Annotated in this window: 11 protein-coding genes and 1 pseudogene; 10 read left to right on the plus strand and 2 right to left on the minus strand. The window is 66.1% G+C overall.

The window, feature by feature from the left end; genetic code table 11:
* The 6 genes from G3N58_RS32625 to G3N58_RS32650 all read left to right on the plus strand — a co-directional run.
* Positions 1-831, plus strand: an 831-nt coding sequence (locus G3N58_RS32625) for a type II secretion system F family protein (protein WP_206001257.1), incomplete at its 5' end; no start/stop codon positions are given.
* 17 nt (positions 832-848) lie between these two features.
* Entirely contained in the window at positions 849-1,868 is a 1,020-nt protein-coding gene (locus G3N58_RS32630; RefSeq protein ID WP_206001258.1) for a pilus assembly protein, read from the plus strand.
* 34 nt (positions 1,869-1,902) lie between these two features.
* Positions 1,903-2,340 (plus strand): DUF3613 domain-containing protein, encoded by a 438-nt coding sequence (locus G3N58_RS32635; protein WP_206001259.1) that lies wholly within the window; start codon positions 1,903-1,905, stop codon positions 2,338-2,340.
* 1 nt (position 2,341) lies between these two features.
* Positions 2,342-4,213, plus strand: coding sequence for a TadG family pilus assembly protein (locus G3N58_RS32640; RefSeq protein WP_241017328.1), 1,872 nt, complete (start codon positions 2,342-2,344; stop codon positions 4,211-4,213).
* Positions 4,214-4,223: 10 nt separating this feature from the next.
* Positions 4,224-5,615 (plus strand): sigma-54 dependent transcriptional regulator, encoded by a 1,392-nt coding sequence (locus G3N58_RS32645; RefSeq protein ID WP_167040132.1) that lies wholly within the window; start codon positions 4,224-4,226, stop codon positions 5,613-5,615.
* A 47-nt stretch (positions 5,616-5,662) separates the two neighbouring features.
* Positions 5,663-6,382: a DUF2968 domain-containing protein gene (locus G3N58_RS32650; RefSeq protein ID WP_167040130.1), complete on the plus strand. Its 720-nt coding sequence runs from the start codon at positions 5,663-5,665 to the stop codon at positions 6,380-6,382.
* Between the two features lie 279 nt (positions 6,383-6,661).
* Here G3N58_RS32650 and G3N58_RS32655 read toward each other — a convergent pair whose 3' ends face one another.
* Complete coding sequence (locus G3N58_RS32655) at positions 6,662-6,865, minus strand: hypothetical protein (protein ID WP_206001260.1); 204 nt, start codon at positions 6,863-6,865, stop codon at positions 6,662-6,664.
* A gap of 216 nt (positions 6,866-7,081) precedes the next feature.
* Here G3N58_RS32655 and G3N58_RS32660 point away from each other — a divergent pair, with 216 nt between their 5' ends.
* On the plus strand, positions 7,082-7,309 hold the full coding sequence (locus G3N58_RS32660) for a hypothetical protein (RefSeq protein WP_167040126.1): 228 nt from the start codon (positions 7,082-7,084) through the stop codon (positions 7,307-7,309).
* Positions 7,310-7,329: 20 nt separating this feature from the next.
* Here G3N58_RS32660 and hfq read toward each other — a convergent pair whose 3' ends face one another.
* Positions 7,330-7,803: an RNA chaperone Hfq gene (hfq, locus tag G3N58_RS32665; RefSeq protein WP_206001261.1), complete on the minus strand. Its 474-nt coding sequence runs from the start codon at positions 7,801-7,803 to the stop codon at positions 7,330-7,332.
* Positions 7,804-8,219: 416 nt separating this feature from the next.
* Between hfq and G3N58_RS32670 the strand changes: the two genes are divergently transcribed.
* From G3N58_RS32670 to G3N58_RS32680, 3 genes and pseudogenes are all read left to right on the plus strand, one after another.
* Complete coding sequence (locus tag G3N58_RS32670) at positions 8,220-8,369, plus strand: hypothetical protein (protein ID WP_206001262.1); 150 nt, start codon at positions 8,220-8,222, stop codon at positions 8,367-8,369.
* 14 nt (positions 8,370-8,383) lie between these two features.
* Entirely contained in the window at positions 8,384-8,935 is a 552-nt protein-coding gene (locus G3N58_RS32675; RefSeq protein ID WP_167040122.1) for a sigma-70 family RNA polymerase sigma factor, read from the plus strand.
* A pseudogene (locus tag G3N58_RS32680) lies at positions 8,935-9,125 on the plus strand (anti-sigma factor); the annotation flags it as partial. The gene G3N58_RS32675 and the pseudogene G3N58_RS32680, both read left to right, overlap by 1 nt.

A 9,125-nucleotide genomic window follows, 5' to 3' on the forward strand; every position in this document is an offset into this window, starting at 1 on the left:
TCCACGCCCGCCGCGCAGAACGCGAAACCGGCGCCGCGCAACACCCGGCCGGCCGGCTTCAGGGGGCTGCTCGAACGTTTCGCGCATACCGGCGCGCGCTGGCTTGATACGCCGTTCGGCCGCCAGATCGTCGCCGAGGAAGATCGCCGGCTGCTCGAACAATGCGGTTTCGTCGACACGCGCACGCGCGGCCTGTTCCTGATTGCGCGTCTCGCGGCCGGCATCGTGCTGCCGCTGCTGGTCGGCGTGCTGGCGCGCGGACACGTCGCGGGCATCCGTTACCTCGCGCTCGTCGTTATCGCGGCGATGCTGGGCTTCATGCTGCCGAAGTTCGTGCTGGGCCGGCGTGCGAGCAAGCGGCGCGCCGGCGTGGTCAACGAATTGCCGCTGCTCGTCGATCTGCTGCGCCTGCTGCAAGGCGTGGGGCTGTCGCTCGATCAGGCGCTGCAGGTGGTGGTCAACGATTTTCGCGGCATGTTGCCGGTGCTCGCGGGCGAACTCGAAATCGCGCAGCGCCAGTTCGCGACCGGCCGCACGCGCGAGCAGTCGCTGAACCGGCTGTCGTCGAGCTACGACAACGAGGACCTGCGCGCGGTGGTGCGCCTGCTCGTGCAGGTGGACCGGCACGGCGGCGCGGTGCAGGAACCGCTCAAGCAGTTCGGCGACCGTCTGCGCGAGGCGCGCCGCGCGATGCTGCGCGAACGCATCGGCCGGCTCGCCGTGAAGATGACCGGGGTGATGATCGTCACGCTGCTGCCCGCGCTGATGATCGTGACCGCCGGGCCGGGGGTGCTGGCGGTCCAGCATTCGTTCCGCTCGGCCAGGCACTAAGGCACTAAGGATCGGCCATGACTCAGCGTTTTTCCCGGCACAACCCTAAGCGGCATGCGCGTACCGCTGCGGCAGCGGCGGCGCTCGCGGTGCTGGCGCTGCTCGGCGCGTGCGCGTCGAAGGAGCCGCTCGGCTACGGCGTCGGCGCGCAGGCCGAGCGCGCGATGATGACGCAGCAGCTCAACAAGGACCCGGCGCCCGACACGCCGGGCATGTACCTCGGCCTGATCGACCAGATGCAGGCGCAGGGGCTGTACTTCGCATCGCTCGCGCATATCGACGCCTACGAAAAGCAGTACGGCACGAGCCCCGAGACGATCCTGCTGCGCGCCGACGCGCTGCGCATGACCGACCAGGCGCCCGCCGCGGCGGCCGTGTACGGACAGTTGCTGAAGACGCCGCTGGCGGCGCGCGGCTATCGCGGGCTGGGCCTGATCGAGGGTGCGGCCGGCGAATTCGGACGCGCCGCGCAGCAGTTGCAGCAGGCGGCGCTGCTTGCGCCGACCGATGCCACGACCCTGTCGGACCTCGGCTATGCGCTGCTGCGCGAGGGCGACGTCGAGGGCGCGCGCGTGCCGCTCATGAAGGCGGCCGAGCTCGATCAGAAGAACCCGAAGATCGTCGCCAACGTGGTGCTGTATCTGCTCGTCAGCGGCGGCGACGCGCAGGCGCTCGCGGTGATGAACCAGCAGCAGTTCGCGCCGGACGTGCGCGCGGCGCTGCGTGGCGATGCGGCGAAGGTGGCCGTGGCGGAGCGTGCGCGCATGCAGGCGGCACAGGCACAGGCACAGGCACAGGCACAGGCACAGGCACAGGCACAGGCACAGGCACAGGCACAGGCACAGGCACAGGCACAGGCACAGGCACAGGCACAGGCACAGGCACAGCAAGGCGCGGCGTCGAGGCAGGGCGAGGCACAGAAGCAGGCCAAAGAGCAGGGGCAGACGCAGCCGCAGCCGCCGGCCGCGGATGCACGCACGGTCGCGAGCATGGGCATCGAACCCGCGCCGCGCCTGTTGCAGCGGTTCGCGCAGTAAGCGCGCCCGCTCGTCACGGATTCAGGGAGTGAAGATGACAAACAGAACGGAAACTCGGGGTTGGCGCGCATCGGTGCGCTGCGTGGGGGCCATCGCGGGCGTGTTCGCGATGACGGTGTTCGGTGCCGCTTCGGCTGCCGCGCAGACGAACGAACCGGCGAGCGCGCAGACCGACTCGCCGACCGCCGGGACGACGCCGGCGGTGCAGGCCGCACAGCCCAAGGTGCGTGCGAGCGAGGTCGGCCACTCGACGCTCGCATGGGTCGACATGCAACGCAGCAACGAACAGGCCGCACCGGCGCTGCCGATGCTCGGCGCCGAAGCCGGGCTCGCGTACAAGCGTTATCTGAATTCGTTCAACAACAAGATTCCCGAGTGGTACGGCTCGACGCTCGGCTCCAGTAGCGGCTCGGGTGGTTCGGGCGGCGGCTCGAACGGCGGCTCCGGTTCGGGCTCGGGCGGCTGGAACTGATATGAGCAAGGCTTCGGTCCAGACGTCGCGCGAGCCCGCGGTGGACGCGGCGCATGACGCCCCTGCAGCCGGTGACGCGCGCCGCCCGCGTGTGCGCTGGCTCGCGCGGGTGCGACGCGCGGGCAGCATGCGCCGTCAGCGTGGTTCGGTCGCGATGGTCGCGGCGATTGCGCTCGGTTTGACGCTCGCGGCGCTCGGCGCGATCGACGTCGGCAACGTGTATTTCGTGCGCCGCGAGTTGCAGCGCACGGCCGATATGTCGGCAATGGCGGCTGCCCAGGTGATCGGCTCGCAGGGCGGCTGTACGGCCGCGCAGAGTACCGCGTTCTCGAATGCCTCGAGCAACGGCTTTAACGCCGACGGTCAGACCTATACGCTGAGCCCGACCTGCGGCCGCTGGGACACGAGCAGCAAGACCTATTTCGGCTCGAACAACTCGAACGGCAATCCGCTCAATGCGGTGCAGGTGCAGGTGACGCAGAAGCTGCCGATGTTTTTCCTCGTCGGTTCGCCGATCAACGTGACGGCGACGTCGACGGCGATGGCGACGAACATCGACGCGTTCTCGCTCGGTACGGGCATCGCGTCGTTGAACACGCAGCAGTCGGCGCTGCTCAACGCGATTCTCGGTGGGCTGCTGAAGAGCAGCATTTCATTGAGCGTCGGCGATACGCAGAGTCTCGCGAGCGCGCATATCAAGCTCGACGATCTGCGCGCGGCACTTGGGGCCGCGTCGATGCAAGGGCTGCTCAATACCACGGTGAGTTTTCAGAACCTGATGGTGGCGATGGTCAAGGCGTTGCAGGCCGGTGGCGATACGGTCAACGCGAATATTCTGCAGGCACTGGAAGTTGCGGTGCCGGGCGGGCAGAACATTACGATCGGCGATGGCGGCACGTCCGCGCCGGGCTTGCTAGCGCTCGGACTCGCGAATGCGAATTCGGCGGCGACCGCGACGATCAATGCGTTCGACGCGCTGATGGTGGCCGCGCAGATTGCGCAGAGCGGGCCTAACGGCACGCCGGGGCCGGTGATCAAGGTGTCGGCGGGGCTTGCGGGTATTGCTAAGATTTCGTTGCAGATGATCAATCCGCCTGTGCTCGCCGTGGGTGAGGGTGGGACGACGACCGTCAACGGCGTGACGGACTATCGAACGAAGGCGCGCACGGCGGTGATCAACTTGGGCGTTACGTTATTGCCGGTGGGGCTGCCAACGCTCACCGTGGGCGTTCCCCCGTTGCTGTCGGTATCAGTTGCCGCGCTGAGTACGCCGATTGCCGTGCAGGTGTCCGTTGCGCAGGGTACCGCTGGGCTGAGCTCGGTCGATTGCGAGAGCACAAAGGCGGCGACCAGCGCGACTATCGAGGTGACGCCGAGCATCGCGGGAGCCTGTTTCGCAAGTGATCCGGCTTGCACTCAACCGATTGGCGTGGCGGCTGTTTCGGCCCAGGTTCTCGGGGCCAACACAGTAGTGGCCAATGTGATGTTAAACACTACTAGCCAGCCACTGACTCTCGGCCCTAATACGCCAACGCCGCTTGTTTTCAACGGCTCATCGGGTAGCTTCGACTCGGTTCAGAGCGTCAATTCCAACGCAGTGGGAACGGACGCTTCGGTGCTGACCACGCAACTGCTGGGTTATTTGCCCAAGGCCCTGAGCCTGAAGATTCTCAATAACTCGGTCGATCTTTCGGGGCTCATTTCACCCATTCTTACTGCGGTTGCGACGGTGCTCACCCCTCTGCTCCAACCCGTCTTCTCATTGCTCGACGCCGTCGTCGTCCCCGTCCTGTCGCTGCTCGGCGTGCAGATCGGCACCGCCACGGTCCACAACATGTCGCTGACGTGCGGCGTTCCGCAACTGGTCCAATAGCCTATCCAAGATGAGAACCACCACCAAAATCGAGGAACTCGATATTTACGTCTGGGAGGGCAAGGCCGATATCGTCGACCGTGTGGCGCGCTGCATGGCAAGCTTCGACGTCGAAGTGATCCGCGCCGACGATATCGCGATTTCGCCCGAGCGCACCGCGCTGCGGCCGTCGCTCGCGATCATCAGCGTGTCGGTGATCGACAGCGGCGCGCTGATCGTGCGCGACTGGCAGGCCGCGCACGGCATCCCGGTCGTGTGGGTCGGCGCCGCGCCGCGCGAGCACGACCCGGCCGCCTATCCGTCCGAGTACTCGCATATCCTGCCGCTCGATTTCACCTGCGCCGAATTGCGCGGCATGGTCACCAAGCTCGTGCTGCAGATGCGCGCGCACAGCGCGAAGACGCACGAGTCCGACGCGATGATCGCGAACTCCGAGTGCATGCAGGCGCTGCTGCACGAAGTCGACACCTTCGCCGATTGCGACACGAGCGTGCTCGTGCACGGCGAGACCGGCGTCGGCAAGGAACGCATCGCGCAACTGCTGCACGAAAAACACGGCCGCTACGGCCAGGGCCCGTTCATTGCCGTGAACTGCGGCGCGATTCCGGACGGCCTGTTCGAATCGCTGTTTTTCGGCCACTCCAAAGGGTCGTTCACGGGCGCGGTGGTCGCGCACAAGGGCTACTTCGAGCAGGCCGACGGTGGCACGCTGTTTCTCGACGAAATCGGCGATCTGCCGCTTTATCAGCAGGTCAAGCTGCTGCGCGTGCTCGAAGACAGCGCGGTGACGCGCATCGGCTCGGCGAACCCCGTCAAGCTCGATTTCCGGCTCGTCGCGGCGACCAACAAGAACCTGCCGCAACTGGTCAAGGAAGGCACGTTCCGCGCCGATCTCTACTACCGGCTCGCGGTGATCGAGCTGAAGATTCCGTCGCTCGAGGAGCGCGGCGCGGTCGACAAGATCGCGATCTTCAAGGCATTCATCGCGCAGGTGGTCGGCGCCGAGCGGCTCGCCGCGCTGCCCGATCTGCCGTACTGGCTCGCCGATGCGGTGGCCGACACCTATTTCCCCGGCAACGTGCGCGAGCTGCGCAACCTCGCCGAGCGGATCGGCGTGACGGTGCGCCAGATCGGCGCGTGGGATGCGGCGCGTTTGCAGCGTCTGCTCGCGCTCGCGCGCACGAGCCAGCCGGTGCCGGTGGAGAGCGCAGCCGAGGTGCTCGTCGACCGCAGCAAATGGGACATGGCGGAGCGCAATCGCGTGCTGGCCGCACTCGACGCGAACAGCTGGCGGCGTCAGGATACGGCGCTTTATCTCGGTATTAGCCGCAAGGTTTTGTGGGAAAAAATGCGCAAGTACCAAATTTTCGACGAAGAGCCCGAAACCCGCGAAAGTGAGTAATAATGCGCCGTTTGCACTAAAACAAAAACTGTTGAAGCGGGAACTACATGGACCGAAAGTCGACGCTGCGGGAGATGGCTCTGGCGGCATTCATCGTGTTGGGCGGCGCCGCGCAAGGCGTGAATGCGCAGGCTCTGCAGAGCAGTGGCGCAAGCAGCGCGGTCGTGTCCCAGCCGGGTACGAGCGCCGCGTTGCCGGATACCTCGCAAGCCGGACAGGCGGACACCACCGCATTGACGCCGGACGAAAACCGGCAATCGGCCGCGGGCAACGTGGCGGAATTGCAGCAGATGATCCGCGGCTCGGACCTGACTGAATTACGCACCACCTACAACGGTACGTACGGCGCGAGCCTGCTGTTCTACGGCAAGGAAATGACTTACTACGTCGCGCTGTTCCAGCAGAAGAATTTCTGGCGCGTGATCAAGACGCAGGACGTGACGCGCGCCGAACTCATCTACAAGGATTTCGTGCGGCAGACCGTGCAGCTCTCCGATGTCGAAATTCGCCGCACGCAGCTCGAAGCGCAAAAGGCGTTCACGCAGCGCATGATCGCGTTGTCGCAGGACCGCGCGAACCGCCTGCAGGCCGACCTCGACGTCGCGCGTCAGCAGCAGAGCATCGTTGCGAGCCAGCAGCAGCAGAAGCGTGCCGAGGCCACCGCGCTGGCACAGCAGAAGCAGGCCGCACAGGACCAGTTGCGTGCCGCGCAGCGCCAGGTGCGCGAACTTCAGCGCGAGCTGGAAAGCGGTTTGCCGCCGCACTGAGCGCGCTGGCGTGAACATCGTCATCGCCGGATGGGGCGGGCAGGGCGCGGAGGACGGCGCCGCCCGGTTCATCGGCGGGTGATGGCGTTAGATTCGCGGCAGTGTCGCCGCGGTCTGATTCGCGGTATTTCAATCCCACTTCGATTCCATCTCGATCTCGCATTCCTGCGCAGTCCACAACGGCGTACGCAGGCTGTGTTGTCCCCGTCGCGCAAAACGCAAAGCGCGAAAGAAACCAGCGCAGGTTTCATCGCCGCGTCATTCATACCGCTATTCGCATCAATGCCGCTTCCTGCTATCGGGCCGTGGTTTGCGCGTCCGTGCGCGATACGGCTCCGCCATGTCGACGGCGATCGGGTCGCTCGCGGGAAAACTTTCCATCAGCGCTTCGTCGAGCCGGCTATCGATGGAACTTGCGGCGGAACTGGCCGGTGCGCGCCGTGCGCGCGCGGGGTGAGTGGCATGCTGGCTCCTGCTGGTCATGACGTGCTCCGCAAGTAGAGAGTCGACTATTCAGCATAGCGCATGGCGGCCGTGGCCGAACCTCGGCCGAACGGCATAGACCCAACGGCATAGACCCAACGGCATAGGCGCGCCGTTTGAAAGCGGCCCGCGGCGATTCGTTCTCCGTGTGTCTTCGCGCGGCGTCCTGCCGACGACGCGCGGACCTCACTCAACGACAAGACAGCGAATCAAATAATGAACGGGAAAAAACCTGCCTGTGCGCGGCGTTTCTTCGCTTCGCACGTCGTGGAAGCGGAACTGGAGCACCTGAATTGGGCGACGAAGCAACCGGCGCTGCGCATGCTCGACGCCGTGTACTGGCGACGTCGCGTGCTAGGGGTCAAAGGAGGATTCGAACTGACGGATCAGCAGGTGATGCGGCTGGAGAAAATTCTGCAGCGGCTCGGCCCGTCCGCGGACTAGCCGGGCGCTGTGACGCGCGCTTATTCGTTGCCGGCACCGCCCGCGCCGCCATGGTTGCCACCGTGATTGCCGCCTTCGCCGCCGGTGCCGAACAGACGGCGCCGACGCGTGACGACCACCGGGCCGTCCGAACTGCTGCGTTCGCCGACGGGGCGCTCGGAGGAGGCCGGCGCGCCATACGACTCGCGCGGTTCGCGTGGCTCACGATGCTCGCGCGAGCCATGCGGGCCGCGTCCGCCGGTGTGCTCGCCGTGCGAGGGGCGCCCCGTGCGCGGCGCCGGACGCGTGCCGGTGTCGAGCTGGATCGTGGAGATCGCGCGCTTGTAGATGCCTTGCAGGCCGACGGGCGTGCGCAGCATCACCAGATACTGATCGAACGACTCGATGCACCCGGTCAGGCGAATGCCGTTGACCAGATAGATCTCGACGCGCTTTCGTTCCTTGCGCGCAGCGTTCATGAAGTCGTTTTGCGGATGCGATTCTGCAGAAGCCATGGACAATTCGGGTTAGATAAACGGTTGTTCGCCGCGATTCTACCCTTTCTGCTCTATTCGAGGGCTGAACGCGCCGGGGGCGAACTTTATCCACTATAACGGCTTGTGGGCACATAAGCATCCGATAACGGCGCACTGTAACGTTGAGTTACGAATCTGCTGGGCAATGGCGCCTTCTCGCTGCCTCTCCAGGCATGGTCGGCACGCCTGGCGGAAAAGGAAGAGGCGCGCCAGATCGCCGCGCATCGAAGCGGCAGGCCCGCACCGAAACGCGGCGTTCGCCGACGCCGCCGCGCGGTGGAATAAACCGCGCGCCATCGGCGTTCAGTCGTGTAGGGCAACGCCGCACTCCGCGGCCGCCCGCCCGGATCGCGTACGCGGATCGGCTCGCGCGATCGATCGTCAGGAGACTCATGATGATGAAAGCATCCCGTATTTTGTCCTCGCTCTTCGTGCTGCTCGCGCTCGTCTTCGGCACGCTCGCGAGCGGCGCCTGCGCCGCGACGACCGACAACGCCGCGTCGGGCTCGAGCAGCAACAGCAATAGCAGCGGCGGCGGCTACTGAGCGCCGCGCGCCGGGTGACGTTCGAAGCGGAAGTGATCGCGTGGCTCCCGCAGTTGCGCCGCTATGCGCGCGCGCTGACGGGCGACTACGCCTGGGCCGACGATCTCGTGCAGGATACGGCGGAGCGCGCGCTCGCGCGCTGGTCGGCGTTCCGGCCGAACAGCAACATGCGGGCATGGCTGCTGACGATCCTGCGGCATCTCTACATCGATCAGTTGCGCGGCCGCCGCGAGATCGCCGTCGACGACGAAAGCGCGCCGTGGCGCAATCTCGAAGCGCCGCAGGGCGAAGTCGACGGTCTCGTGCTGCGCGACGTGCAGCGCGCGCTGTATGGCCTGTCGCTCGAACAGCGCGAGGTGCTGCTGCTGGTGGGCGTCGAGGAACTGACTTATCAGGAGGCAGCGGCGGCGTTGGGCGTGCCGATCGGCACGGTGATGTCGCGGCTTTCGCGGGCGCGCGAGCATCTGCGCGCGCTGCTCGCGCAAGGGCCCGCCGAGGGACCGAGCCAGGGTTCGGCACCGGCGGCGCGTAACGTGGCGCCGCTGAAAGTGGTGAGAAATCCATAATGAACAACGACGACTACGGTTCCGGCCTGCCCGAAGGGCTCGATCTGCGCACGCTGTCGGCGTATGTGGATGGCGAATTGCCGGACGCGCAGCGCGCCGCGCTCGACACGCAACTGGGTCAGCATCCGCAGGCCGCCGCGCGCGTGAGCGCATGGCGCGCGCAGAACGCCGCGTTGCGCGCACTGTGCGG

The sequence above is a fragment of the Paraburkholderia sp. Ac-20342 genome, assembly GCF_017104985.1.
GTDB lineage: Bacteria > Pseudomonadota > Gammaproteobacteria > Burkholderiales > Burkholderiaceae > Paraburkholderia.